The sequence below is a fragment of the Flavobacterium magnesitis genome (genome assembly GCF_041729735.1).
GTDB lineage: Bacteria > Bacteroidota > Bacteroidia > Flavobacteriales > Flavobacteriaceae > Flavobacterium > Flavobacterium magnesitis.
The window spans coordinates 77,544-102,532 of sequence record NZ_JBCFQK010000006.1 but is presented as its reverse complement, the minus strand read 5'-3'; the positions used below and the strand labels follow the sequence as shown (position 1 = coordinate 102,532).

28 protein-coding genes and 1 pseudogene are annotated in these 24,989 nt (G+C 33.4%); 12 read left to right on the top strand and 17 right to left on the bottom strand.

The window, feature by feature from the left end:
• Positions 1-118 precede the first annotated feature (118 nt).
• From AAGV33_RS06265 to AAGV33_RS06255, 3 genes are read right to left on the bottom strand one after another with little or no spacing between them, the layout of a single operon-like run.
• Entirely contained in the window at positions 119-832 is a 714-nt protein-coding gene (locus AAGV33_RS06265; RefSeq protein WP_373391104.1) for a 3'-5' exonuclease, read from the bottom strand.
• 53 nt (positions 833-885) lie between these two features.
• Positions 886-1,371: a methylated-DNA--[protein]-cysteine S-methyltransferase gene (locus AAGV33_RS06260; RefSeq protein WP_373391103.1), complete on the bottom strand. Its 486-nt coding sequence runs from the start codon at positions 1,369-1,371 to the stop codon at positions 886-888.
• Positions 1,361-2,254, bottom strand: a complete 894-nt coding sequence (locus AAGV33_RS06255; RefSeq protein WP_373391102.1) for a LysR family transcriptional regulator — start codon at positions 2,252-2,254, stop codon at positions 1,361-1,363. The genes AAGV33_RS06260 and AAGV33_RS06255 overlap by 11 nt, the downstream gene beginning before the upstream one ends.
• A 42-nt stretch (positions 2,255-2,296) precedes the next feature.
• Between AAGV33_RS06255 and AAGV33_RS06250 the strand changes: the two are divergent.
• Positions 2,297-3,049, top strand: a pseudogene (locus tag AAGV33_RS06250) (class I SAM-dependent methyltransferase); the annotation flags it as partial.
• A 110-nt stretch (positions 3,050-3,159) separates the two neighbouring features.
• On the opposite strand, the gene AAGV33_RS06245 reads toward AAGV33_RS06250, so the two are convergent.
• Positions 3,160-3,549 (bottom strand): c-type cytochrome, encoded by a 390-nt coding sequence (locus tag AAGV33_RS06245; protein ID WP_373391101.1) that lies wholly within the window; start codon positions 3,547-3,549, stop codon positions 3,160-3,162.
• A gap of 8 nt (positions 3,550-3,557) precedes the next feature.
• Positions 3,558-4,556, bottom strand: coding sequence for a porphobilinogen synthase (gene hemB / locus AAGV33_RS06240; protein WP_373391100.1), 999 nt, complete (start codon positions 4,554-4,556; stop codon positions 3,558-3,560).
• 204 nt (positions 4,557-4,760) lie between these two features.
• On the opposite strand from hemB, the gene AAGV33_RS06235 reads away from it, so the two are divergent.
• Together AAGV33_RS06235 and AAGV33_RS06230 are read left to right on the top strand one after the other, a co-directional pair.
• On the top strand, positions 4,761-5,390 hold the full coding sequence (locus AAGV33_RS06235) for a hypothetical protein (RefSeq protein WP_373391099.1): 630 nt from the start codon (positions 4,761-4,763) through the stop codon (positions 5,388-5,390).
• 4 nt (positions 5,391-5,394) lie between these two features.
• Positions 5,395-7,182, top strand: a complete 1,788-nt coding sequence (locus AAGV33_RS06230) for a hypothetical protein (protein WP_373391098.1) — start codon at positions 5,395-5,397, stop codon at positions 7,180-7,182.
• Between the two features lie 56 nt (positions 7,183-7,238).
• On the opposite strand, the gene hemF is transcribed toward AAGV33_RS06230, so the two are convergent.
• The 9 genes from hemF to AAGV33_RS06185 form a co-directional block, all read right to left on the bottom strand.
• Positions 7,239-8,141 (bottom strand): oxygen-dependent coproporphyrinogen oxidase, encoded by a 903-nt coding sequence (hemF, locus tag AAGV33_RS06225; protein ID WP_373391097.1) that lies wholly within the window; start codon positions 8,139-8,141, stop codon positions 7,239-7,241.
• A 161-nt stretch (positions 8,142-8,302) separates the two neighbouring features.
• The gene (gene hemE, locus AAGV33_RS06220) at positions 8,303-9,328 is read right to left on the bottom strand and encodes a uroporphyrinogen decarboxylase (protein WP_373391096.1); all 1,026 of its coding nucleotides are present in this window, start codon (positions 9,326-9,328) and stop codon (positions 8,303-8,305) included.
• A 36-nt stretch (positions 9,329-9,364) separates the two neighbouring features.
• Positions 9,365-10,018 (bottom strand): uroporphyrinogen-III synthase, encoded by a 654-nt coding sequence (locus AAGV33_RS06215; protein ID WP_373391095.1) that lies wholly within the window; start codon positions 10,016-10,018, stop codon positions 9,365-9,367.
• Between the two features lie 22 nt (positions 10,019-10,040).
• Positions 10,041-10,967, bottom strand: coding sequence for a hydroxymethylbilane synthase (gene hemC / locus AAGV33_RS06210; RefSeq protein ID WP_373391094.1), 927 nt, complete (start codon positions 10,965-10,967; stop codon positions 10,041-10,043).
• Positions 10,968-11,048: 81 nt separating this feature from the next.
• Positions 11,049-12,308 (bottom strand): glutamyl-tRNA reductase, encoded by a 1,260-nt coding sequence (gene hemA, locus AAGV33_RS06205; protein WP_373391093.1) that lies wholly within the window; start codon positions 12,306-12,308, stop codon positions 11,049-11,051.
• Between the two features lie 417 nt (positions 12,309-12,725).
• The gene (locus AAGV33_RS06200) at positions 12,726-13,319 is read right to left on the bottom strand and encodes a globin family protein (RefSeq protein ID WP_373391092.1); all 594 of its coding nucleotides are present in this window, start codon (positions 13,317-13,319) and stop codon (positions 12,726-12,728) included.
• Positions 13,320-13,337: 18 nt separating this feature from the next.
• Positions 13,338-13,766 (bottom strand): hypothetical protein, encoded by a 429-nt coding sequence (locus tag AAGV33_RS06195; RefSeq protein WP_373391091.1) that lies wholly within the window; start codon positions 13,764-13,766, stop codon positions 13,338-13,340.
• A 136-nt stretch (positions 13,767-13,902) separates the two neighbouring features.
• Entirely contained in the window at positions 13,903-14,742 is an 840-nt protein-coding gene (locus AAGV33_RS06190; protein WP_373391090.1) for a DUF5777 family beta-barrel protein, read from the bottom strand.
• A 35-nt stretch (positions 14,743-14,777) separates the two neighbouring features.
• On the bottom strand, positions 14,778-15,167 hold the full coding sequence (locus tag AAGV33_RS06185; protein WP_373391089.1) for a hypothetical protein: 390 nt from the start codon (positions 15,165-15,167) through the stop codon (positions 14,778-14,780).
• Between the two features lie 158 nt (positions 15,168-15,325).
• Between AAGV33_RS06185 and AAGV33_RS06180 the strand changes: the two genes are divergently transcribed.
• From AAGV33_RS06180 to AAGV33_RS06145, 8 genes are all read left to right on the top strand, one after another.
• Complete coding sequence (locus tag AAGV33_RS06180; protein ID WP_373391088.1) at positions 15,326-15,697, top strand: c-type cytochrome; 372 nt, start codon at positions 15,326-15,328, stop codon at positions 15,695-15,697.
• Positions 15,698-15,716: 19 nt separating this feature from the next.
• Positions 15,717-16,256: a YceI family protein gene (locus AAGV33_RS06175; RefSeq protein WP_373391087.1), complete on the top strand. Its 540-nt coding sequence runs from the start codon at positions 15,717-15,719 to the stop codon at positions 16,254-16,256.
• 135 nt (positions 16,257-16,391) lie between these two features.
• Positions 16,392-17,258, top strand: coding sequence for a helix-turn-helix transcriptional regulator (locus AAGV33_RS06170; protein WP_373391086.1), 867 nt, complete (start codon positions 16,392-16,394; stop codon positions 17,256-17,258).
• 121 nt (positions 17,259-17,379) lie between these two features.
• Positions 17,380-18,393, top strand: a complete 1,014-nt coding sequence (gene hemH, locus AAGV33_RS06165) for a ferrochelatase (protein WP_373391085.1) — start codon at positions 17,380-17,382, stop codon at positions 18,391-18,393.
• A 37-nt stretch (positions 18,394-18,430) separates the two neighbouring features.
• Positions 18,431-18,979 carry a CopD family protein gene (locus tag AAGV33_RS06160; protein ID WP_373391084.1) on the top strand — a complete coding sequence of 183 codons (549 nt, stop codon included), beginning with the start codon at positions 18,431-18,433 and terminating at the stop codon, positions 18,977-18,979.
• A 115-nt stretch (positions 18,980-19,094) separates the two neighbouring features.
• Entirely contained in the window at positions 19,095-20,510 is a 1,416-nt protein-coding gene (locus AAGV33_RS06155; RefSeq protein ID WP_373391160.1) for a PAS domain-containing sensor histidine kinase, read from the top strand.
• Positions 20,511-20,519: 9 nt separating this feature from the next.
• Positions 20,520-21,302 (top strand): enoyl-CoA hydratase/isomerase family protein, encoded by a 783-nt coding sequence (locus tag AAGV33_RS06150; RefSeq protein ID WP_373391083.1) that lies wholly within the window; start codon positions 20,520-20,522, stop codon positions 21,300-21,302.
• A 56-nt stretch (positions 21,303-21,358) separates the two neighbouring features.
• Complete coding sequence (locus AAGV33_RS06145; protein ID WP_373391082.1) at positions 21,359-21,757, top strand: hypothetical protein; 399 nt, start codon at positions 21,359-21,361, stop codon at positions 21,755-21,757.
• 119 nt (positions 21,758-21,876) lie between these two features.
• Here the strand turns inward: AAGV33_RS06145 and AAGV33_RS06140 are convergent, their stop codons facing one another.
• The 3 genes from AAGV33_RS06140 to AAGV33_RS06130 form a co-directional block, all read right to left on the bottom strand.
• Positions 21,877-22,530 (bottom strand): HD domain-containing protein, encoded by a 654-nt coding sequence (locus AAGV33_RS06140; protein ID WP_373391081.1) that lies wholly within the window; start codon positions 22,528-22,530, stop codon positions 21,877-21,879.
• 130 nt (positions 22,531-22,660) lie between these two features.
• Positions 22,661-23,647 carry an acyl-ACP desaturase gene (locus AAGV33_RS06135; protein WP_373391080.1) on the bottom strand — a complete coding sequence of 329 codons (987 nt, stop codon included), beginning with the start codon at positions 23,645-23,647 and terminating at the stop codon, positions 22,661-22,663.
• Positions 23,648-23,658: 11 nt separating this feature from the next.
• Positions 23,659-24,393, bottom strand: a complete 735-nt coding sequence (locus AAGV33_RS06130; protein ID WP_373391079.1) for a lysophospholipid acyltransferase family protein — start codon at positions 24,391-24,393, stop codon at positions 23,659-23,661.
• 122 nt (positions 24,394-24,515) lie between these two features.
• On the opposite strand from AAGV33_RS06130, the gene rnpA reads away from it, so the two are divergent.
• Entirely contained in the window at positions 24,516-24,926 is a 411-nt protein-coding gene (gene rnpA / locus AAGV33_RS06125; RefSeq protein WP_373391078.1) for a ribonuclease P protein component, read from the top strand.
• Positions 24,927-24,989 lie beyond the last annotated feature (63 nt).

Here is a 24,989-nt window from a genome sequence, read left to right as displayed (position 1 = left end):
TTTTGTAAATGTAATAAATCAATTGAAATGACAATTGCAATGGCAAAAATCAATTTCAATGAGAAAAAAAAAGTTGTTTATTAATATTGAGTTTGATTTTTGTTATTGCTATTGAAATTTAAACATGAATAATCTCATCGTCAATTAATAAATCTTCTCTTCTTAGACGAAGAAAAATCTGTGCTACGGCGATGGTGTCTTTTTCGCAATAGGTTACAATTCTGTCAATGTCTTTATCCACATAAAAAACATGACCTACCTGACTGCCGTCGATATCGCCTTTTGGAGAAGGAATTCCGAGGACTTTACACATTAATTTTAAAGAAGTGAAGTGTTTATAATCGCCAAATTTCCACAATTCTAAAGTATCCAGATGCGGAATTTCCCATGGTTTTTTGCCAAATAAATTCAGTTTATTCGGAATTACAATTTGGTTGATAATCATGCGTCGAGCGATAAACGGAATGTCAAATTCTTTAGCATTATGCCCACACAAAATATGTTGCGGTTGATTGAAATGATTGTTCAGTAAATTACTAAAATCGTGCAGAATTTTCTTTTCTTCTCCAAAAAAGGAGGTTACTCTAAAGTTTCGAATGTCATTTTTATTGGCAAAAAAACCAACAGAAATACAGATAATTTTTCCAAATTCGGCCCAAATTCCCGCTCGATCATAAAATTCTTCTGCTGAAAAATCATCTCTGCGTTGGTATTGTGTTTTTTGCTCGTACAAAGACTGCATCTCTGGATCTAAAGAATTGAAATCTTCTGTTTCTGGTACGGTTTCAATATCCAGAAAAAGTATGTTGTTGAGGTTTATTTTTTCTATCATAATGCCATTTGGAAATTTGAAAATGCGCTTGAATGTTTAAATATAATCAAAAACTAAAACAAACTTTGCTGATTTGTAGGATTTTCGTGTTCTAATAACCATTTTTTTCGCCACAAACCACCAGCATAACCTGTAAGTGAACCATCAGTCCCAATTACACGATGACAGGGAACTACAATCCAAAGCGGGTTTTTTCCATTGGCGGAAGCCACAGCGCGAATGGCTTTTACATCGCCAAGTTTCTTTGACAAATCCATATAGCTACAGGTTTTTCCAAATGGAATTTCGAGTAAAGCCTGCCAAACTTTCTGCTGAAATTCAGTTCCTTTGGGATTTATTTTAAAATTAAAATGGGTTCTCTTTTCTTCAAAATATTCCTGAAGTTGTGTTACAGCTTCTTGTAGAGCGGTTGGAATTATTTCTGAAATTTTTCCATCATCAGCTATGGAAATGACCGAAATACCGTTTTCATCGCCTGTAATTTCGGCAATACCTAAAGGCGTTTGGATATAAGCAGTTTCTTTTTCGTTAGTGATCATTTTTTAGATTTTGTTCCGTTAAAAATTCGATTGCTGCTTGTGAAATCTCCGATGGATTTCCTTTTGGCGTAGCCAATAAAATATCGGTAAAAAGTGCTGTTTTCTTGAGTTCAACAAATCCTAATTCGGGATAATTATGACTTTTCATAATAGCTGTAGGCACAATTGAAATTCCCAAACCGTTTTTGACCAATTGAATAATGGACGAAATGTTATTAGATTCATGAACTACCTTAGGATTAAAACCATATTGCGCACAAATTTCTAACAAAGCATCGTAAAAATAAGGTGCATATTGTTTGTTAAAAAATACAAAGGTGGCGGTTTTTAAGGTTTCTAAATCGGCTTCGGAAGAAATATTGTAATTATTTCGATTGAAAACCAATGAAAAACTGTCTTTGTACCATAATTTGGAGTCGATTTTTGGCGAATGCAAAGGCGAACGGATGATTCCAAAATCAATTTTTCCTTCTTCTAAAGCTGCAATTTGCTTGACACTTGGCACTTCATACAATCTAAAATTGACATAAGGATATTGAGCAGATAAAAATTGTATCAGTTTAGAAATATCTCCCGAAAAAGTGGAACTCACATAAGCTATCCGAAATTCACCACTTTGATTCTCACTAATTTTTTTCGTTTGAATGTTGATGCGTTCTAAATTTTTAAGCAATTCCTGAATCTCTTTTTGATAAAATTTTCCAGCATCAGTAAGAATTACACGTTTGTTATTTCGCTCAAAAAGTGTAGCTCCGAGTTCGATTTCTAATTCTTTAATCTGCCGACTCAATGGAGGCTGAGAAATAAATAGTTTATCGGCAGCGCGAACAAAACTCAGTTCTTCGGCTAATTTGAGGAAATATTTTAAGTGACGTAATTCCATAAATACTTTTTAGGTATTAATAATTGACAAAATAAGCATTTTTATGACATATATAAAAATGATAGGTTTGTAAAAAACCCAAGAATTATGAAAAAATCAACAGTAACAGAAATCAGAGAACGTTTTGACAAAGAGGTAGAACGTTTCTCGAATTTAGAAACAGGGCAAGTAGCCACAATGGATGCTAAAATTGCATTAGAATTGATTACCTGTACCGCAAGAGCTGTAAAACCGCAAGCGAAAACTATTTTAGATTTGGGCTGTGGAGCGGGAAATTATACGTTGAAAATGTTGTCTAAAGTGCCTAATTTGGATTGTACTTTGGTTGATTTGAGTCAGAATATGTTGAACAAAGCTTTTGAGCGTGTTTCTGAAGCTACAACAGCCAAAGTCGAAATCATTCAAGGTGATATCCGTGACATCGAATTGCCTAAAAATCATTTTGACATTATCTTAGCTGCAGCAGTTTTGCATCATTTACGAGAAGATTCGGATTGGGAAATGGTATTCCAAAAATTGTATGATAGTTTAACGCCTGGCGGTTGTTTCTTGATATCTGATTTGTTAATTCAAGATCATGAAGGTGTCAATGAATTGGTTTGGAAAATGTATGCTAATTATTTGAAGCAACATGGAGATGAAGAGTACCAGCAAAAAGTTTTTGATTATATCGAAAAAGAAGATACGCCGCGATCAATGAGTTATCAATTGGATTTGATGAAAAAAGTAGGTTTTTCAAGCACCGAAATTTTACATAAAAATGCTTGTTTTGGGGCTTTTGGAGGGATTAAGTGATTTAACCGCAAAGAGCAGAAAGTTTTCGCAAAGTCTGCAAAGATGATTATTAAAAAAACAGAAAACCCATTCAGAACATTGAATGGGTTTTCTGTTTTTTTAATTTATGTTTACTTCAAAGAAGAATTGATATAAGCTTCTAAACCTTGTAATTCTTTATCAGAAAATGTTTTTGTTAATTCGATGTTGGCTTGCATTAATGCAGATTGAGAAGGATCTACAATAGCCTCGCTTTCGCCTTTTAAGAAAGCCACCATGTTGCCATTCTTTTCTTTATAAATTTTGGCAATTTCCTGCATGCTTGGCCCAATGGTTTTACTGTCCACTTGATGGCAAGAAATACAGTTTCCTTTACTTTCAAAAATTATTTTCCCTAATTCTTCAGGAGCTAATTCTTTTTCTTCTGCAACGGCTTGTGTTTCATTTCCAAAAGATTCCTGACTTTCTTTCTTACAAGAAAAGGAAAGGATAGCTAGTGCTATTATTGCTAATTTTTTCATGTTAGTTTTTATTTTTGATTTAGAATAATGGCAGCTTCTTTAGCAAAATAAGTAGAAATCAAACTCGCTCCAGCGCGTTTTATACACATTAATTGTTCCATCATAATTTTGTCATTGTCTAACCAGCCTCTTTCGGCAGCGGCTTTAATCATGGCGTATTCGCCAGAAACATGATAAACCGTTACTGGAACATTCACCGCGTTTTTAACTTCTCTAACGATGTCTAAATACGCAATTCCTGGTTTTACCATTACCATATCAGCACCTTCTTCTACATCCCACAACGCTTCTTTAATTGCTTCAATGCGATTAGCATAGTCCATTTGGTATGTTTTTTTATCTTTTGGAACTACTACATCAGCTTCTCTTGGTGCAGAGTCCAAAGCATCACGAAAAGGTCCGTAAAATGCCGAAGCATATTTAGCCGAATAACTCATGATTCCCACATTATTAAAACCTGCAGCGTCTAAACCTTGGCGTAATCTTAAAACTCTTCCGTCCATCATGTCTGATGGTGCTACAAAATCGGCACCGGCTTCAGCATGAGAAACTGCCATTTTTACTAAGGCATCGTTAGTCGAATCGTTCTCCACATCGCCATTCGTAATAATTCCGTCATGGCCATAAATAGAGTAGGGATCTAAGGCTACATCTGGCATCACAATCATTTCTGGACAGGCAGTTTTAATGGCACGAATGGCATTTTGCATCAATCCGTCTTTGTTCCAAGCTTCTTTTCCTGTATTGTCTTTTAAATTCTCAGATACTTTTACGTAAATATTTACAGCACGAATGCCTAAATCGAATAATTCCAGAACTTCTTTTACCGTTAAATCAATTGAACGACGGAAGATTCCTGGCATTGATGGAATTTCTACTTGTACATTTTCGCCTTCGGCAATAAACATGGGAAACATAAAATCTGAAGGACTTAAACTGGTTTCACGCACTAAAGAACGAATGGATTCGTTGGTTCTTAATCTTCTGCCTCTTTGTAATGGGAACATAATGATTTATGATTTTAGATTAACAATTGCTAATCTATGATTGATATCAAATTGATGAATATTGTTTTTTTAATGCGCCAAAGTTAAGGAACTTTCGCCTAAATTGAACTGATAAAAATCATAACAAATGCTTAATTTTGGATCAATTTCATAGAATAACAGCTTAAAATTTTAGGTTCTAAAAAATAGTATTATTTTTGTAAAATGAAGAAAATTCTTATTATGGCAATTTGTTTTTTATTGACAAGTTGTTTTGAAATCACCGAACGTATTAAACACCATGATGATCAAAGTGGTGAGTATTCACTTATGATTGATTTTTCTAAATCATGGTTAAAAACAAAATCGGCTATTTTTTTAGAAGAAGTAGATGGAGTAAAAATTCCTGATGAAGCAGAAATCACTAAGAAATTAGAGGATTTTAAGAAAATGGCATCTGCAATTGAAGGGATTTCAAATGTTCGAACGTCAACTAATTTTGATGATTTTATTTTTACAATCAATCTGGATTATAAAAATCTAAAAGCACTCAATTTAGTGATGAATTCGATTAACAAACAAAAAGATAAAATACATTTTTTACCTACAGAATCTGGTGGTTTTGCAAGAAAAGCCAATTATCCAATACCAGAAAAATTAGCTAACGACCCGAAAAAGAAATCTGATTTACAAGCAGCAAATATTATTGCTATTTACACTTTTGATAAAAATATCAAAACGGTGGGGAATGCTAAAAGTAAATTGTCTAAAAATCAAAAAACGATTTTCTTAAAACAAAGCGTTTATGATGTGCTCCAAAATCCCATTTTAATGAATAATACAATTAATTTATAAATTTATGAAACGCTCTTTTTACCTACTTTTTTTACTTTTCGGTACTTTTTCTTTTGCACAGATAAATACGAATGATTATGATTTTTTTGTGCAATACAACGGGGATCAATTGTCTCAAAAAGTTAGTGTTACTGATGTTTTAAATCATTCGTTACTTAAAAGTTTTGATAAAAAAAAGGAAGTATTTACTATAAAAGAACTGGATGCTGTTTTGAATTTGAATCAAAACGTGACTTTCTATGGAAATTTTACAGACAGTATTTCGTTTACTCAAGTTACAATTCCGTTAAAAAATAGCGAATTATTAAAGGAAATTTTGCTTCGTAAAAAGGAAAGCAAAGATTCAACAGCAAATGAGCAAATAACAGAAATCATAGAATTTGAAAATTTTTCTATGGTTAAATCAGATTCGCTTGGTAAAAAAGGGACAATTGCCTGGAATAAGGATTATATGGTAATTTTTGAAATTACCAATAGATTAAATTATACCGATTATATTAGTGTAGCTCCACCTTTGCCAGCACCTTCAGATGAAAGCCCTGTTATTATTGAAGACGGTTTTGAAAATACAGCTGAAGATAATGATTTTGAAGAAACAGATCAATCATACAACTCTTATTTAACTAAAAAAGCAACCTTTGAAAAACAGCAAACAGAAAGTCAGGAAGAGTTTGTAAAATCATTATTTGATAAAGGATTTGTCGCTCCATATTCAGATAAAATAAATGCTAAAGCGGATATTTCTGCCTGGGTAAATTACAGTTCATTTTTAGAAAGTACTAAAAAAATGTATGGTGCTTTGAGTGCTTTATCTAGTTTAAACAATTATTTCCCTAAGCAATACCAATTTGGTGATTTTGTAAAAGGAATTAATTTGAATGCTTATTTCGATAATGATAATGTTCGACTGGAAGAAACCATTGAATACAATGAAGAAATGGCGAAAATAATGCAAAAAATAACGAATAGAAAAATCAATAAAAAGGTTTATTCGTATTTTCCAACACAAAAACCGCTAGCTTATTTGTCTTATCATCTAAATACAAAAGAAATATTAACCAGTGTTCCATCGTTTACAAATCAAATTTTTGGAGGAAAATCAGAATTTAAAGAAGATGTAACGTTAATAATGGACTTAATCACAACTTTGGTTGATGAAGAAGCTACTTCTACTTTGTTTGATGGCGATTTTAGCCTGTTTTTTCAAGATATGACCAACAAAGAAGTTACAAAGAAGACTTTTGAGTACGATGAAAATTATGAGCGTAAAGAAGTAGAAAAAACAACTACCAAATCTATTCCGCTTTTTTCAATGGTATTTACGTCAACCCATCCTACTTTTGGCGATAAACTAATTAATTTAGGTATTCGAAAAGGATTCTTAAAAGCGGATGGTGATTTATATTATTTCACAAAAACCTCAGAATACGGTGCTGTTTTTGTTTTAAAAGATAAAGATGTAATTGTTATAGGAAATATTTCGGATGATTTTAACGGTAAATCAAATGCTGATTTTGCGAAAGATGTTAAACGTGAATTGAAGAAAAATTCGTTAATGGGAGCTGTTGATTTTGAAGAATTAGCTAAAGTTTATCAAAACGAGCAGTCTAATAAACAATCCGCAGATAATGATAAATATATAAAGCTAAGTCATCATTTTAATAGCTTGGAAATGCACTCGCCTAAAAAGCTTAAAAAGAATACGTTTAGTTTTGATATGCAATTGAATTCAACTCAAAAAGACAAAAATATCATTTTACAATTTTTAGATGCTGTTCAGGAAATGAAATAATACAATAGTTTTAAAAACAACAAATCCCTGGATTTCCAGGGATTTGTTGTTTTATACTAAACCCAATCAACAGGTTTTTCTAATATATTAATTAATTTTTCTTCTTCGCTTCCTGCTTCGGGATGATGGTCATATACCCACTGAACATGCGGTGGCAAAGACATCAAAATGGATTCAATTCTTCCGTTAGTTTTTAATCCAAATAAAGTGCCTTTGTCGTGAACCAAATTGAATTCTACATATCGGCCACGACGAATTTCCTGCCAGGTTTTTTGCTCTGGTGTGTAAGCTAAATTTTTTCTTTTTTCAACTATTGGAACGTAAGCTTGAAGAAAGCTATTACCCACTTCGGAAACAAAATTAAACCAGTTTTCCATTGACATTTCTGGAGTTGCTTTGCAGTAATCAAAGAATAATCCCCCTATTCCACGAGCTTCATTGCGATGCGCATTCCAAAAATAGGCATCACATTGCTTTTTATATTTTGGATAAAACTCAGGATTGTGTTTGTCACAAGCGGTTTTACAAGTTTGATGAAAATGGGTTGCATCTTCTTCAAACAAATAATAAGGCGTTAAATCTTGTCCGCCGCCAAACCACTGTTGGATTACATTTCCGTTGTCATCATACATTTCGAAATAGCGCCAGTTTGCGTGAACGGTTGGTACCATGGGGCTTTTAGGATGAATAACTAAACTCAGTCCACAGGCAAAAAAATCAGCTTCGCCTACGTTGAATAGTTTTTGCATAGAATCTGGTAATTTTCCATGAACGGCTGAGATATTTACTCCACCTTTCTCAAAAACTGCTCCGTTTTCTATTACGCGCGTTCGTCCACCACCACCTTCTGGACGTTTCCAAAGATCTTCTTTAAATTGGGCTTGACCATCAACCGCTTCCAATCCTGCGACGATTTGGTCTTGCAAATTTTGTATGTAGGCGTAAAATTTATTTTTCATTGTTGTTTTTTAATAAAACCAATGGATTGAAATTCCATATTTCATTTCATTACCAACGGATTAAAATCCGTTGCTACAAAATTCGTCGTTCCTACGGAACTTTTACATATTTAAAAGAGCCATCGGCTCGATATATTTTGTAAAGCTGGACTTTAGTCCAGTTATTGTCCGTACTCTTTCACCGCATCAACAAACGCTTTGGCGTGATCCACAGGAATGTTTGGTAAAATTCCGTGACCTAAGTTTACGATATATTTGTCTTTTCCAAATTCGTCAATCATTTCGTGAACCATTTTCTTGATAGTTGGAATTGGCGAAAGCAAACGAGATGGATCAAAATTACCTTGTAAAGTAATGTTTCCACCTGATAAATAACGCGCATTTCTAGCCGAACAAGTCCAATCTACACCAAGAGCTGAAGCCTTACTTTTCCCCATTTCGTTCAAAGCAAACCAGCATCCTTTTCCAAAAACAATTACCGGAGTTACTTCAGCCAGTGCTTCTATGATTTGGTTGATGTATTTCCATGAGAATTCCTGATAATCCACTGGAGAAAGCATTCCGCCCCAGGAATCAAATATTTGAACCGCATTTACTCCTGATTTTACTTTTTCTTTTAAGTATAAAATAGTGGTATCGGTGATTTTTTGTAATAAAGTATGAGCAGCAACCGGATTAGAAAAACAGAATCCTTTGGCCGTATCAAAGCTTTTCGAACCTTTTCCTTCCACAGCATAACAGAAAATGGTCCATGGAGAACCAGCGAAACCAATTAAGGGCACTTCGTCATTCAGCATTTCCTTAGTTAATTTTACCGCATCAAAAACATATCCTAAAGTTTCATTTACATCCGGAACGTAAACCTGATTTACTTGCTCCATGGTACGAATAGGATTTGGAATAATCGGACCTAAATTGTCTTTCAATTCTACGTGAATTCCCATTGCTCTTGGCACTACTAGAATATCCGAAAATAAAATGGCAGCATCCGGAGCAATTCTGCGAATAGGCTGAACGGTAATTTCCGCAGCTAATTCCGGAGTTTCGCAACGGGTAAAAAAATCGTATTTGTCACGTAAAGCTCTGAATTCTGGTAAATATCTTCCCGCTTGACGCATCATCCAAACTGGTGGACGTTGTACAGTTTCTCCTTTTAGTGCTTTTAAAAATAGGTCGTTCTTTATCATAATCGTATTTGCTACAAAGGCGCTAAGGCGCAAATTTTATTTATATTCTTCTAATATTGCTTCAATTACATCTTCGATAGTAGGTTGTTCTGCAACGATGATGTTTTTTGTTTTATTTTCTAATGCTGATGCAGTGGTTTCGCCAATGCAAAAGCAAATTTCGTTTTTTAATTTATTATCTGCCAAATAACTTTCCACTCCAGAAGGGCTAAAAAACAAGACAGCATCAACAGTTCCTTTAATTTTTTGAGGAGTCAATGTGGTTTCGTAAACTTCAATTTCGTTAAAAGTGACTCCAGCTTCTTTTAAAGCGTCAGGCAAAGTATCTCTACGTTTGTTTCCGCTAAAAAAAGTATAGCTTTCTGATTTGTAAATCAACGTAATAATCTCGGCTAAATCAGCGGCATAACCCGTATAAGCAATTACTTCAAAACCATTTTCGGTTAGTAAATTTTTGGTTTTTATCCCAACACAATATACTTTTTTGGTTTTTAGCGTTTCTAATTCAGGATGTTGTAAAATACTTTCAACGGAATTTTGACTCGTAAAAATCAAACTTTCGTTTGTGTTTTTTAAGTCAAAAGATTTGATTTGAGTATTGATAAAATCATTTTCGATAAAATCAAAACCAGCATCAATTAGTGGTTTTTTTTGAGAATCAGTAAGTATTTTGGTAGAAAGTATTTTCATGTTTTGGGATTAGAAAACGGAATTATTTTTTCAAAGTTGCTTTTATATTCGCCATTAATTTCGTTCCACCATTTTCCAGAATTTCTTTAGCAGAAAAGAATCCTAGTTTTTTCCATTCTTCGATAGGAACTACTTTGTTGATTTCGATTTTTTCTTTTCCGTCTAATGAAAATAAAACGCCATCAAAATGGATGGTGTCTTCGTCTTCATTGTATTTTGCCAAAGCACCAATAGGAGCGGTGCAACCACCTTCTAAGGTTCTTAAAAACTGGCGTTCGATATAAGTACAAACTTCCGTTTCAATATCATTTAGATGCGAAAGTGCATCCAGAGTATAATTGTCATTTCCCATAGCAACTACAAGCATCGCACCTTGAGCTGGCGCTGGAATCATCCAGTCCAAATCGATATAATCGCTAGGTTTTAAGTTAATTCTTTCCAGTCCGGCAGCGGCAAAAACGGCTCCGTTCCAGTCGCTTTCCTGTAATTTTCGCATTCTGCTATTTACGTTTCCGCGTAAATCGACTACGTTATGATTTGGGTATTTGTTCAGCCATTGTGCCTGACGGCGCAAACTTCCAGTGGCAATAGTTCCATTGGCTTCCAGAAAATTAAGATTACCTTTGTGAACTAAAATATCTAAGGTATTGGCTCTTTCTAAAACAGCAGCCTGGACAATTCCAATAGGTAGGGCAGTAGGTACATCTTTCATCGAATGTACTGCAATATCCACATCGCCGTTAATCATGGCAATATCTAATGTTTTGGTAAAAATTCCAGTAATTCCTAATTCGTAAAGGGGTTTGTCAAGTATGATGTCACCTTGGGATTTTACGGCTACAATCTCGGTTTTATAACCTAAATCGTTTAACTTTTTTTGAACAGTATGTGCTTGCCATAAAGCGAGTTCGCTATCTCTTGTACCTATACGTATTATTTTTTCTGCCATTTCTGTTTTTTTAGCCATAGGTTTTAAACAAACTATGACCTGTTTATTTTGTAAAAATTTGTGTAATTTGTGGTTAAAGAATTATTTACTAACCAATGCCTCAATTTTAAACACTTTTTCAATCCATTCGATGCTTTCATCTACCATTGTGTTTTCATCTTTCAGATGATTGGCAAAATGAGTAGTAATTTTTTGAATGATTCTATTGCTAATAAGTTCCGCTTGTTCTTCATTGAAATTAGCAATTTTTCTACTTTGGAAATCCAATTCTGAATTTTTAATATCGTTCAGTTTGGCTTTTAAAGCGTTGATAGTAGGTGCAAATTTTCGCCCTTTTGTCCAAATGCTAAATTCGTCTTTTATTTCTTCGATTATAGCTTCGGCAGCAGGAATGTGTCTTTTTCTGTTTTCTAAGGTTTCATCGGTCATTTGAGCTAAATGATCCATGTGAATCAGTGTAACACCTTCTAATTCCATCACGTTTTCATTCACGTTTTTAGGAATTGATAAATCTAAAATCAACAAAGGTTTTTTAAGATTTAAAATGGCTTTGTCAACTGTTGGGTTTTGTGCTCCGGTTGCTACAACTAAAACATCGGCTTTTTGTAATTCTAATTGTAAATCAGAATAATCTTTAACTACTAAATCCAGTTTTTCAGCTAACCTTTCGGCTTTGTCTTTGGTTCTGTTAATTAAAGTAATTTGTTCGTGTTTGGTATGTTTTACCAGATTTTCACAGGTATTTCTGCCAATTTTTCCTGTTCCAAAAAGCAAGATATTTTTATTAGTAATATCTTCTACGTTTTTGATAATATATTGAACGGATGCAAAGGAAACAGAAGTTGCACCCGAAGAAATTTCAGTATCTGTTTTGATTTTTTTACTCGCCTGAATCACCGAGTTGACCAAACGCTCCATGAAAGTGTTCACTAAACCATAAGATTTACTTTGGTTGAAGGCGTTTTTTATTTGGCTGATGATTTCAAAATCACCTAAAATTTGACTGTCTAATCCTGTTCCTACTCGAAACATGTGGTTGATAGCGTCTTGGTTTTTATAGATATAAGCTACTTCTTGAAATTCCTGAACGGATCCGTTGCTGTTTTCGCAAAGTAATTTGATTAATTCGTAAGGATGATTAGCAAAACCATAAATTTCGGTTCTGTTACAAGTTGAGGTCACTATCAATGATTCGATACCTTCGGCTTCAGCCTGCATTAATAAAATAGATTGTGCCTTGGCGTCTAAGCTGAATTTTCCTCTAATGGTGGCATCTGCTTTTTTGTAACTTAGACCTAAAGCATAAAAAGTGCTGTTTCTGGACATGTTAAAATTTTCCATAATTATACTTTCCTTAAAAAGTTCAACAAAATTATTATTAACTATTTTATAAAAACAACGCTGTAAGTTCTTTTTGTATCGCTTCGAGAATAATTGATTCAAAATAGTAATTACAAAATCGATTATATTTAAAAATATAGCAAAATCAGGTGGTTTTTAGCATTTTATGTAGATTTGTTCTAAATAAGACTACTGTTTGATTTCAATATTATTTACTAAAAAATATCGCTTAGAGTTCTCTCAAAAGTGTATCGAAATACTTTTTTGAGCATTTTTTTAAATTATGATTGGAGATCTTTAAAAAGTTTAAGTATCTCATTTGCTATACTTTTACTTTTAATAAAAGGGATGTTATATTTAGTTGTTAAATAAAAACGCTACCTAACATTTCAGGTAGCGTTTTTAATTCAGATAGAATTACTTTTGAACAATAGGTGCTCTTAATGATTGTAAAACAACAACAATATCTTTATAAAGTTGTGAGCTTGATGGAACACCATTAGTATTTGCCGCAGCACCTACATAACCAACAAATTTTGTGTAATCAGCATCAGAAGATTTTGTTCCCATACGAGGATTTTTAGCCGGATCATGAGCATCAACCATATTCAATCCTGAATACGTATTTACTGGATTTGTTCCTCCTGTATTGAAAGAGAAGAAATCAGTTAGGTTGTCTACTAAAACAGCTACTTTTGTAGTATTTCCAGCGCCAACTTCTGTTAATAGCGGAGCAAAATGTGCACTAAGATTGCCAGAAGCATTCGCTTCAACATCAGCTACAATAAGTCCTACAGTAGAGTTTACCACTTTACGGAAAGCTAACCTTCCGGCTTCAATCATTTGTCCTTCGTTTCCTTCACCATCATCTGGAACCATTTTTGTACCACCTAAACGAGTGTAAATTGACTCTTCTACTGGTTCTGGTTTTGGATCATCGTCACTGCAAGAAGTAAATGCTGCCGATGCAACTAGTAATACACTTAGTGTAATTTTAGAAAAATTTCTCATAATAATTGAATTTAAGGATTAATTAAAAAATTGATTTATTGATTTAGATAATTTATAACTCACGCTGTTTTGATCTACTGGACAAACTTCTTTGTTAGCCATATTAGCTGGTAAAATAAAGCGTTCGGCTTCATAAGGTCTTTTGCTCATCAATTCATTAAAAACGATTTCTGAATTGGTAATTTTATTATTGTGGAAATACACAACTACATTTCTTTTGACAATAATAGAATCGGTTGTTAAGCCTTTAATGGTTCTTAAGTCGGCACAAATTTGTTTGGCTTGCACCGAATCGATATTCGATTTAAAATCAATTCGACTTACTTGTAAATTCGGACTTTCATATACAGCAGGTTTTGCTGTTATAATATGAAACAGCAAAATGGCTATGAAAAGCAGTGCAATTCCTCCAACGATGAAGAGTACTTTTTTGATTGTTTTATTCATTGTTAATAATTTTTAGGTTTTGAAAATTATTTACGAGGGTTTCTTTAGTGAGGTTTTAAAATTTATGAGAAAAATATTAATTTAGAATTGGTTTAAATATACATAAGCGTGAATGGTGGAGAATTAGGCTTATTCTTTAAAAAACTCTCAACAAATTAAATCCAAAAAATACATCGCCTTTTGTCCAGTCTCCCGTAGTTTGTGCTAAGTAGCCCGCTTCATGAATGCCTTGAGAACTGGTAAAATGCATTTGGAAAACGTGACCACCAGTTTCTAAATCAAAACCTATAGAAAGTGGATTTTTATAGATAGAATTTGATGCTCTGTTTAAATGTGCGGCGTAATCTACATTGAGTGACCAACGTTTTGACAATTTATAACGACCTCCAATTCCAATGGCATATTGCGTATTGTCTTGTTCTACATTATCCACAAAATTTTCGTGAAAAAAGGTTGGTGCTAATTCCAGAGATAATTTTTCAGAATATTTTCTGGAAATTAATATTTGTTGCACATAAGTAAATCTATTGTCGAAAGTCAATTTTGGGTAGAGACTTTCTTTTAGTGTATTATTGATGGCTAAACTGGAAAAACCTGCAATGCTTAATGGAAAACCATCAGTTGTTTGATTAAGCAAAGTATATTTTGTAGAAAAATCATAGGCTAATTCGCTTCGGGCAGCGCTAATAGTCAACCATTCGGTCAATCCGTAAACAAATTTCAGTTGAGTATTGGCATTATCTAATCCAAAAAAGCCTTCAAAACCATCTTTTACTGAACCAAATCGATGCGCAACAATAAAATACAAATCGCCTTTAGCAGCAAGTTTTGTCGATTCCAGATTGACAATTTTTAAGCCTTTAAAGGCAGCAGTTACTTTTTCTTTTCCGGAAATAGTATCGATTCCTTTTAATAAATCTTCTTGCGAAAATGAGATTATTGGAAATAACATTAAGAGTAAAATGAGCTTTTTCATAAAATATAATTTAGGTTTGTTAGTTAAGTGGTTTTTTAGCGAATAATGGAACTTTGATCCATTTTGAATTCTTCGAGTAATTCGTCATAGCCTAGAAATCGCCCTTTGATTGTGGTTTTTTTGCCCGAAATAAGGTCTTTCGGTAAGCTGTCATTGAACGTAGCAAAGACTTTGTTTTCCAGAATAACTGCTTTGTTTTCGAAATCAATTGCGGTAATTTTTGCTGTTAATTCAATGGTTTGGTCTTGGTATTTGGCGAAAGCCAAACTATCATTTGCAGTAAATTCTTTTTCTAATGCTGGAATCGTAATTGCAAAAGAGGTTTTTTCGCTACTAATATCTCTGTGCTCTTGATAAGTGTAGCGATAGATGGCAAAGGCAATTAGCAACAAAATTAAAATGCCGTATCCTAATTTTTTGTTCATGAGATTGGTTTTTTAGTGGTTAATGCTATGTACGGTAAAACCGAAAGATTGGTTTCGTTTGTAAAAAGAATTGCTAATTGAAAACTAGAATGTCAATTTCAACGTAAATGAATCATCTGATTGATACAATTTTATTTTAACCCAAAAACCAATTTGTTATGAAACCCAAAAATCTTTTTCCGCTTCTGGTATGTGTTAGCTTTTTGATAGCTTGTTCCAATGATAATCCTGATACTTTGATGGAAGATGTACCCAATGATAATGTTGGCACAATAACTTACCGACAAAATGTAAAATCCATTATTGATAACAATTGTACTTCCTGTCATGGAGCAACACCTAGAAATGGTACTTCATTGTCTTTGGTAACTTATTCTCAAGTAAAAAATGCCATTGAAAATCGTGGATTATTGAATAGAATTTCATTGAATAATGGGAATAGTTTATTAATGCCGCAAGGAGGGCCAAGATTACCGCAAGCAACTATTGATATCGTGGCAAAATGGCAGCAAGACGGATTGTTAGAATAATTATTTTAAAAATTAAGAGATGAAAAATAGTATAGTAGTAGCAATTTTATTGGTGTCAAGCTGGGCAAATGCTCAAGACAAAATCATGAGCAAATCGGCAGTGATTGTTTTTGAAGCTTCGGTGCCTTCTTTTGAAGAAGTAAAAGCAACCAATAAAAATGCTACCGTGGTTCTAAATCCTAAAACAGCTGAAATTGCCAGTTTAGCTTTAATGAAAGGATTTAGGTTTAAAGTAGCGTTGATGGAAGAACATTTTAATGAAAATTATGTAGAAAGCGATAGGTATCCAAAAGCACTTTTTAAAGGGAAAATAGAAAATTTTGATGCCAATAATTTAACTACAACGCCTAAGGATTTTATTATTAATGGAAAACTGGAACTTCATGGAAAAACGGTTGCTGTTAAAGTTCCTGCAAAAATAAGTCAGTCTAGTTCGGGCATTAATTTAGTTTCAAATTTCACCGTAAATGCTAGTGATTTTGACATTTCGATACCTTCCGTAGTTAAAAATAAGGTGTCTAATAAAATTAATATTCAGCTCAATGCCGTGTTGAAATAGCATTCTAAAACAATAAAGATTTTATAAAATTTGAAGGAAGTAACAATAAACCATCAAAAAGATTTAATTTTGAAAGACCAAAGCGTTGTTTAACTACAAACGGCACAATTAAGTTGAATTAAGTAAATCAAAAAGATGGAGGAAGAAATAATAATTGACGATGATTTTATTTTAATTCGTTTTCAAAATAATACTGATGAGGTTTTGACTTTTCAACGTCCTGTAAAGTTGGGTTTAATTCAGTTTCATTTTGGTTTAAAAGGAAGTGCTAACTATATTTTTAATCAGGGAAATTATAACTTAAAACTCAACGAAGAGAAAGCATTATTGTTTTATAATACTGAAAAAGAATTGCCTCTAAATGTAGAAATTGAGCCTAAAACCTGGTTGATTTCTATATTTGTTTCCATTAGAAAATTTCATGGATTGTTTACTAATGACGCAGAGCATATTCCGTTTTTGAGTAAAGAAAATCAAGAAAAAAAGTATTATAACGAAAGTGATATTAGTCCGTCGATGGCTATTGTTTTGAACCAAATGTTTCATTACAACCTGAATCCATCGATAAAAAACTTGTATTACAAAGGAAAAGGATACGAATTACTGAGTTTGTTTTTTAATCGAAATGAAGATCCAAATGCCGAACAATGTCCGTTTTTAGTAGATGAAGAAAATGTATTAAAGATTAAAAAAGCGAAAGAAATTATTATTGCTAATATGTCTGAACCACCTGGATTACATGAATTAGCAGATCAAGTTGGGTTGAATTTGAAAAAACTCAAAATGGGTTTCAAGCAAATTTATGGCGACACAGTTTATGGTTTTTTATTTGATTACAAAATGGATTTTGCTCGAAAACTACTCGACAGCGGTTCTTATAATGTAAACGAAGTAGGATTGAAAATAGGGTACAGTACCGGAAGTCATTTTATTGCTGCTTTCAAAAAGAAATTTGGAACTACTCCAAAAAAATATTTGATGTCAATTAATACTAATATGTAAAACACAATTGGTTTTATATATCAAAATATAAGTAAAAAATAACATTTATCATATTTCTAAAAAGTGACTTGTACTACTTTTGACGAAAACTTAAACAAACACACACAACAAAAAGCTACAAATGAAAGGAGTATTATTAGTCAATCTAGGTTCGCCAGAAAGTCCAACGCCAAAAGATGTAAAACCGTATTTAGACGAATTTTTGATGGACAAATACGTAATTGACGTTCCGTACTTGTTACGTGCCTTATTAGTTCGTGGTATTATTTTAAGAAAAAGACCTGAAGAATCAGCACACGCTTACGCAAAAATTTGGTGGGACGAAGGTTCGCCGTTAGTCGTTCTTTCTGAAAGAATGCAGAAAAAAGTACAGCCTTTAGTAAACGTTCCTGTGGCTTTAGCGATGCGTTATGGAACCATGACCATCGAAAAAGGATTACAGGAATTGCACGACAAAGGCGTTACCGAAGTATTACTTTTTCCGTTGTATCCGCAATATGCGATGGCTTCGACTTTGACTATTTTAGTGAAGGCTGAAGAAATTCGTAAAAAGAAATTTCCTCAAATGACCTTTACGGATGTTCCTGCGTTTTATAACAAACCAGATTACATTCAGAATTTGGCCGATTCGATGAAAAAACATTTAGAAGGTTTTGATTACGATCATTTGCTGTTTTCTTATCATGGAATTCCGGAGCGTCACATTCGTAAAACGGATGTAACCAAATCTCATTGTAAAATAGATGGTTCTTGTTGCAATACGCCTTCGCCAGCACATGATTTTTGCTACCGTCACCAGTGTTATGAAACCACAAAATTAGTAATAGAAAAATTAGGTATCCCTAAAGACAAATACAGTTTGACTTTTCAATCTAGATTAGCAGGTGACAAATGGCTGGAACCTTATACTGATATCGAAATCAACAATATGCCGGCTAAAGGCATTAAAAAATTAGCTGTAGTAACTCCTGCTTTTGTTTCAGATTGTTTGGAAACATTAGAAGAAATTGCCATGCGTGCTAAAGAAGATTTTGAGGAAAATGGAGGTGAAGAATTCTTGTCAATTCCGTGTTTGAATGACGATGACGAATGGTGTCAAACCGTTGGGAATTGGATCAATGATTGGGCGAAATAGAAAATAGAACAAAGAGTAAAGAAAAAAGACTTTATAAATGGAGTACTATAATTACTTAAAATCCCTTCATCTTATTTTTGTAATCACTTGGTTCGCTGGGCTCTTTTATATTGTGCGTTTGTTTGTTTACCAAATTGAAGCAGCCGATAAACCTTCGCCCGAAAAAGAGATTTTGCAAAAACAATATAAAATAATGACTTATCGCTTGTGGTACATTATCACCTGGCCATCGGCAATTTTAGCTAGTATTTTTGCTTTTTGGATGTTGTTTTTTACCGAAATAGGGAATGCCTGGTTGCAAATGCCTTGGATGCATGTTAAACTTGGCTTTGTTTTTGTGTTGTATTTGTACCATTATAAATGCCATAAAATATTCAAAGAATTACAAAACGATCAGGTAAAATATACAACTAATTTCATGCGTTTGTGGAATGAAGGTGCTACAATTATCTTGTTTGCCGTAGTGTTTTTAGTGATTTTAAAAAATGCTGTAAACTGGATTTATGGTGTAATCGGGATTGTATTGTTCTCGGTTTTGATTATGTTAGGTTTTAAATTTTATAAAAGAATTAGAGAAAAAAAATAGTTGTGAGTTATGAGTTGTAAGTTTATGACGCATAACTCATAACCCATAACTTTAAAACATGTTTAGAATCTTCAAATTATCGATGCTTTCGTTACGAGTTCGAATTTTTCTTTCGATGATCGTTGTAATAATTGTTGCGTCGATTTTATTAGCTTCTATTTCGATTATTCAGTTTAAAAATGAAGCTAAAGAATACCATCAGGAACGCTTAGAACGCAAGGAAAATGCAATTAAGGAACATATAAATTTTGTGCTTTCTACTACAACTTATCCGCTAACAACCGAAAATTTAGATTTAATTTTTAAAGATAAAATTCATGAATTAGCACATATTCATAATAGCGAAATCAATATTTATGATCTTCATGGAAAATTGTTGAAATCGTCTAAAGAATCTTTTTCGATAGATAAAATTGTGCGTCCTATTCCTGAATACATCCTAAAATTGGTTCGTTCTTCGGTGGAAAAACGCTATGTAGATATAACGACTATTAACGGAATCAAAAACAGATCGTCGTTTACCCAAATCAAGGATGATAAATTCAAGCCGTTGGGCGTTTTAAATTTACCTTATCAGGAAGACGATGGGTTTTATGACAAGGAATTGAATAGTTTTCTTATTCGTTTAGGACAGGTGTATTCTTTTATGTTGATTGTAGCATTTGCTTTAGCTTACTTTCTTTCGTCCTATATTACTAAGTCATTGAAAACCATTTCGGATAAGCTAAACGAAACCCGATTGAATAAAAAAAATGAAAAGATTTTACTTTCAGCTAATAGTAAAGAAATCAATTTGTTGATTAATGGTTACAACCAAATGGTCGATGAATTAGAAAAAAGTGCCATTAAATTAGCCCAAAGCGAAAGGGAAGAAGCTTGGCGCGAAATGGCAAAACAAGTGGCGCATGAGATTAAAAATCCATTAACGCCAATGCGATTAACGGTGCAGAGTTTCCAGCGAAGATTCAATCCTGAAGATCCAGAAATCAAGCAAAAAATGCACGATTACTCCGAAACATTAATTCAGCAAATTGATACGATGAGTGCTGTTGCTTCGGCTTTTTCAAATTTTGCTTCGATGCCAGCCCAACAAAATGAAACCTTAAATGTGGTAGATGTGGTCGAATTGGCTTTAGATATTTTTAATGAAAATAATATTGTTTTTGAAAGTGATGCTCCTGAGATCATTTCGAAAATAGATCGTACCCAATTAATCCGGATTATTACTAACTTAGTTAAGAATGCCATTCAATCCATTCCGGAACAACAGGAAAATAAGACTGTATTTGTTTGGGTGAAAAAAGAAAACGACAACGTATTAATTATTGTTGAAGACAACGGAATAGGAATTAAAGCAGAAGATATAAATCGTATATTCGAACCTAAATTTACCACAAAAAACAGCGGTATGGGATTAGGATTAGGAATTATAAAGAACATTATCGAAAATTACAAAGGCACCATTAGCTTTGAAACCGAATACGGAAAAGGAACTCGTTTTACAGTTTCTCTACCCATTATTAACTCTTAAATCAATACCATGAACTACAAAAATATTTTGATTTCCAAAGAGGATACTATTGCAACTATTACCATTAATCGTCCGGAAAAATTAAACGCTTTAAACAAAGTTACCATACAGGAATTGCATCACGCTTTTTCAACATTAGAGAAAAATCAAGATACTCGAGTTATTATTTTAACGGGTAGTGGACAAAAAGCTTTTGTTGCTGGTGCTGATATCGCTGAATTTGCCGAGTTTTCGGTTGAAGAAGGAATCCAGTTAGCCGCTCAGGGTCAAAATACCTTGTTTAATTTTGTCGAAAATTTGAGAGTCCCAGTTATTGCAGCCATTAACGGATTTGCTCTTGGCGGCGGATTAGAGTTAGCCATGGCTTGTCATATTCGTGTGGCATCAGATAATGCTAAAATGGGACTTCCTGAAGTTTCTCTGGGTGTTATTCCGGGTTATGGCGGAACGCAACGTTTGCCACAATTAATAGGCAAAGGACGCGCCTTAGAAATGATTCTTTCGGCAGGAATGATTCCTGCGGATGAAGCCTACAGAATGGGGTTAGTGAATCATGTAGTTTCTCAGGAGGAATTATTATCTCATTGTAATGAAATAGCGCAAAAAATCATTAAAAATTCTCCAGCAGCGATTGGTATGGCTATTCATGCCGTTAATGCCAATTATAAAGAAGGCGAAAATGGTTTTGAGACCGAAATAAAATCTTTTGGGAAGTGTTTTGGAACCGTAGATTTTAAAGAAGGAACAAAAGCTTTTTTAGAAAAAAGAAAAGCGGTTTTTACGGGAGAGTAAAAGAGTATTCAGTACGCAGTAGCAGAAAGCAGCAAATTAAAAATTTAAAAAATAACATGTCATACGAACCTATATTTGCCCTTTTTTGGGAAAGAGTAAAACAGAGTATTGAAGATAAAACTTTTGCTAAATTAACCTTGGCAAAAACCATTGGTGATACCGAATTAAAGAATATCTATGTTCGTCCAGTTTTGCTGGAAAATGATGTTTTTAGTCTTTCGTTAATTGCAAGATATAAAACCGAAGAAGTTGAAAGTTTTCATAGTTTGGATGAAGCTTATCCAATATTAGCATCTTATATGAACCAACCTTTTTTAAGCGCCTTATTATTCACCACAGAAAACGATGTTGTTTTTAAACTCAACAAAAAAAGAGTAGGAAGCATTACAGAACAAGTCCCAACTTTTAAAAGCGCTTCTGATGTGATTCTGGAAATGAAAGAAAAAGGAATTTGATTGCTGATTTTTGATCAACGATTGTTGATTTCAGATTTCATGTTGATAAAATAGCGATTTTGATTTTGTGAGCTTTTAAACTTCTGAAATCTAAAATCGTTAATCTGCGATCTAAAATTCTATTTCTCCCCTTCCCATTCGGCATAAAATTGCGCCAGAAAAGATTCCATAAAATGATGTCTTTGTTGGGCAATTTGTTTTCCTGTTTCAGTATTCATTTTATCTTTCAGCAACAATAACTTTTCATAAAAATGATTAATTGTTGGCGCCTGACTATTTTTGTATTCCTCTTTGCTCATGTTGAGGTTTGGCGCAATTTCAGGGTCGTAGAGCGTCCTATTTTTAAATCCACCATAATTGAACGTTCGAGCAATTCCAATCGCTCCAAGGGCGTCTAAACGATCCGCATCCTGAACAATGTCTAGTTCTATCGAATTGATTTTCTTTTCGAAATTACCTCCTTTAAAAGAAATATTTTCAATGATGTTGATAACAGCATCGATGGTATCTTCGCTAACATCTTGAGATTCCAGAAACCTTCTGGCCACTTTAGGACCTACTGATTCATCGCCATCGTGGAATTTACTGTCGGCAATATCATGAAGTAAAGCACCGAGTTGTACTATTTCCAAATGGCAATTTTCTTCTTTAGCAATCAATAAAGCATTTTTGTACACTCTTTCAATATGAAACCAGTCGTGTCCGCCTTCGGCATTTTCTAATTTTTGCTTTACAAAAAGGATCGTATTGTTTATTAAATCTGTAGTATTCATGTTTAAAATAGGGTATAAAAAAAGCTGATTTTTAAAGTTTTAGCTTCAAAAATCAGCAGTATAAATTATTAATGGAAATGGCAATTTCAAAAAATCTAAAATCTGCATTCTGAAATCTGCATTCTGAGATTTACAATCTCGCCGGTTCTACCCATTTAAAAATATGAGATTCTTTAGGAATCACGATTCTTTCCGAAATTCTTGCCATTCTGGCAGGTAATTTCATTAGATAATCACGGGCTTTTTCGGCTTCATCAGTTAAGCCTACAATCTTATCAATTTCCCATTTTTCGATTAATTTTTGCATGATTTCAACATAATCTTGTGCCGTGTAAACACCAATACGTTGTGCTGAATCAGAAAATAATTCGAAGGCAGAACTTATTTTTTGTCCTGATTCTCTCAGGAAATGCGCTGGCATTACAATTTTTGCTTTCATCATGTATTGAAAAGCAAGCATCATTTCGCTAGGATCAACTTTGAAAATTTCGCTAACAAAATGGCTGTAAGCATGATGATGACGCATTTCGTCTCCAGCAATCATTTTACACATTTTAGATAGTTTTTTATCACCATAGCCTTTAGCTAATTGCGAAACTCTATTGTGTGAAACATAGGTTGCTAACTCTTGGAAACTGGTGTAAACAAAGTTTTTATAAGGATCTCTACCCGTACCAATGTCGAATCCGTCATTGATAAGGTGTTGCGTTGTCATTTCAATTTCACGCATGTTTACGCGACCCGATAAGTACAAGTATTTGTTCAACAAATCACCATGACGATTTTCTTCTCCTGTCCATTGGCGTACCCAAGCCGACCATCCGTTTCTTTCTTCATTATCAACTCCTTCCACTTCCATTAACCAGTTTTCATAAGTTGGAAGCGCTTCTTCGGTAATCATATCACCCACCATTGCTACCCAAAAATCATAAGGTAAATCCTTTGAGATTTCGCGTAATTCTTTTACTTCTTCTAAGAAATTATCTCCTTCAGAATTTGGTAAAAAATCAGATGGCTGCCATATTTGCTCTACCGGAATCAGATACTGATCCATATAGCCAGTCACGTTTTTTTCCAAAAACTGCATAACTTCTAATCGAATGTTTTTTATAGACATTATATTATATATTAAAATTTTATTCCTTTTACTACTGCACTTTCTGTCTTCTCCATTAATTCAGGAAAATTATATTCACTCACTTTTAAAGGTTTGTGAATTACAAAGGTAAGATGATTTCCTAAACCTACTGGAAAAAAACCAAATTTTACCATTTTCCAAGAATTGTTGATGCTTACTGGAATGATGTAAGCCGACGGTGCACTTTTACATAATATTTTTAATCCTGTTGGAGCAAATTCTTTTGGTTTACCCGTTTTACTGCGGGTTCCTTCTGGAAAAATCACCGCCGAACGTTTGTTCCTTTCGATGTATTCAGATAATTTTTTAATTTCAGGAATGGCTTGTTTTGGGTCTTTTCTATCAATTAAAGCGCCACCACCATGTCTTAAATTATAAGAAACACTAGGAATTCCTTTACCTAACTCTTTCTTACTTACGAATTTACAATGAGATCGACGCAAATACCAAATCATAGCCACAATATCATACATACTTTGATGATTAGCTACAAATATTAACGGAACTCCTTGAGGAATACTGTCTCTATTTTCAAATTTATAAGTTGTTCCTACTAAGTTAGTGCATTTTAACAAAAAAAAGTTCAAATAGTCAACACTTTTTTTGTGCGCCTGATAACCAAAAACATTCAAACAAACCCACTGAATAGGATGGAAAATTACTAACGTAAGTCCAAAACACAAATAATAAATTACGGATATGGGATACGAAATAAGTTTTTGCATTCTTAAAAAATTAGATGCAAAAGTATGAAATAATTTTTTAGTGCTATTTAATTCCTAAATAATAATAGGTTTAGTGTTAAAGTGTACCTTTGTGCTCTAAAAAAATTTCTTTCCCCATAAAAATGAGCTTTAATTATCCAAAAAACGAAAAACTAAAAAGTAAAATCAGCATTGGATTGTTGTTCTCTGAAGGCAAATCGGTTTCAAAATATCCGTTGCGATTGGTCTATCATTCGGGTTATCTAGCTGAAAACGAAAAAATTAAAATGGGGGTTTCGGTTTCTAAAAAGAATTTTAAAAAAGCAGTAGATCGAAATCGTTTCAAGCGTATTCTTCGGGAAACGTATCGACTCAACAAGCATATTCTTTTAGATAATTTAGACAAACCTTATGCCTTTATGTTTTTTTATCAAACCAAAGAGCGTTTGTCTTACGAAGAAATCAATACAAAGACGATTCAGTTATTTGAGAAATTTGTTGCTCAAAATTCGAAAAAAGAATCTTCTGAAAAAGAAGATGAATTGGATAAATAATCAATTAGGTATAAGTGGGTTGTCAATTTTATTATTGCTAATTTATTTCTACTTTAGTAGTCT

Excerpts from the sequence above, each read along its gene's own strand:
- AAGV33_RS06265 (WP_373391104.1), bottom strand. The coding sequence starts at position 832 with ATGATAGAAAAAATAAACCTCAACAACATACTTTTTCTGGATATTGAA.
- AAGV33_RS06260 (WP_373391103.1), bottom strand. The coding sequence starts at position 1,371 with ATGATCACTAACGAAAAAGAAACTGCTTATATCCAAACGCCTTTAGGT.
- AAGV33_RS06255 (WP_373391102.1), bottom strand. The coding sequence starts at position 2,254 with ATGGAATTACGTCACTTAAAATATTTCCTCAAATTAGCCGAAGAACTG.
- AAGV33_RS06245 (WP_373391101.1), bottom strand. The coding sequence starts at position 3,549 with ATGAAAAAATTAGCAATAATAGCACTAGCTATCCTTTCCTTTTCTTGT.
- hemB (WP_373391100.1), bottom strand. The coding sequence starts at position 4,556 with ATGTTCCCATTACAAAGAGGCAGAAGATTAAGAACCAACGAATCCATT.
- AAGV33_RS06235 (WP_373391099.1), top strand. The coding sequence starts at position 4,761 with ATGAAGAAAATTCTTATTATGGCAATTTGTTTTTTATTGACAAGTTGT.
- AAGV33_RS06230 (WP_373391098.1), top strand. The coding sequence starts at position 5,395 with ATGAAACGCTCTTTTTACCTACTTTTTTTACTTTTCGGTACTTTTTCT.
- hemF (WP_373391097.1), bottom strand. The coding sequence starts at position 8,141 with ATGAAAAATAAATTTTACGCCTACATACAAAATTTGCAAGACCAAATC.
- hemE (WP_373391096.1), bottom strand. The coding sequence starts at position 9,328 with ATGATAAAGAACGACCTATTTTTAAAAGCACTAAAAGGAGAAACTGTA.
- AAGV33_RS06215 (WP_373391095.1), bottom strand. The coding sequence starts at position 10,018 with ATGAAAATACTTTCTACCAAAATACTTACTGATTCTCAAAAAAAACCA.
- hemC (WP_373391094.1), bottom strand. The coding sequence starts at position 10,967 with ATGGCAGAAAAAATAATACGTATAGGTACAAGAGATAGCGAACTCGCT.
- hemA (WP_373391093.1), bottom strand. The coding sequence starts at position 12,308 with ATGGAAAATTTTAACATGTCCAGAAACAGCACTTTTTATGCTTTAGGT.
- AAGV33_RS06200 (WP_373391092.1), bottom strand. The coding sequence starts at position 13,319 with ATGAGAAATTTTTCTAAAATTACACTAAGTGTATTACTAGTTGCATCG.
- AAGV33_RS06195 (WP_373391091.1), bottom strand. The coding sequence starts at position 13,766 with ATGAATAAAACAATCAAAAAAGTACTCTTCATCGTTGGAGGAATTGCA.
- AAGV33_RS06190 (WP_373391090.1), bottom strand. The coding sequence starts at position 14,742 with ATGAAAAAGCTCATTTTACTCTTAATGTTATTTCCAATAATCTCATTT.
- AAGV33_RS06185 (WP_373391089.1), bottom strand. The coding sequence starts at position 15,167 with ATGAACAAAAAATTAGGATACGGCATTTTAATTTTGTTGCTAATTGCC.
- AAGV33_RS06180 (WP_373391088.1), top strand. The coding sequence starts at position 15,326 with ATGAAACCCAAAAATCTTTTTCCGCTTCTGGTATGTGTTAGCTTTTTG.
- AAGV33_RS06175 (WP_373391087.1), top strand. The coding sequence starts at position 15,717 with ATGAAAAATAGTATAGTAGTAGCAATTTTATTGGTGTCAAGCTGGGCA.
- AAGV33_RS06170 (WP_373391086.1), top strand. The coding sequence starts at position 16,392 with ATGGAGGAAGAAATAATAATTGACGATGATTTTATTTTAATTCGTTTT.
- hemH (WP_373391085.1), top strand. The coding sequence starts at position 17,380 with ATGAAAGGAGTATTATTAGTCAATCTAGGTTCGCCAGAAAGTCCAACG.
- AAGV33_RS06160 (WP_373391084.1), top strand. The coding sequence starts at position 18,431 with ATGGAGTACTATAATTACTTAAAATCCCTTCATCTTATTTTTGTAATC.
- AAGV33_RS06155 (WP_373391160.1), top strand. The coding sequence starts at position 19,095 with ATGATCGTTGTAATAATTGTTGCGTCGATTTTATTAGCTTCTATTTCG.
- AAGV33_RS06150 (WP_373391083.1), top strand. The coding sequence starts at position 20,520 with ATGAACTACAAAAATATTTTGATTTCCAAAGAGGATACTATTGCAACT.
- AAGV33_RS06145 (WP_373391082.1), top strand. The coding sequence starts at position 21,359 with ATGTCATACGAACCTATATTTGCCCTTTTTTGGGAAAGAGTAAAACAG.
- AAGV33_RS06140 (WP_373391081.1), bottom strand. The coding sequence starts at position 22,530 with ATGAATACTACAGATTTAATAAACAATACGATCCTTTTTGTAAAGCAA.
- AAGV33_RS06135 (WP_373391080.1), bottom strand. The coding sequence starts at position 23,647 with ATGTCTATAAAAAACATTCGATTAGAAGTTATGCAGTTTTTGGAAAAA.
- AAGV33_RS06130 (WP_373391079.1), bottom strand. The coding sequence starts at position 24,393 with ATGCAAAAACTTATTTCGTATCCCATATCCGTAATTTATTATTTGTGT.
- rnpA (WP_373391078.1), top strand. The coding sequence starts at position 24,516 with ATGAGCTTTAATTATCCAAAAAACGAAAAACTAAAAAGTAAAATCAGC.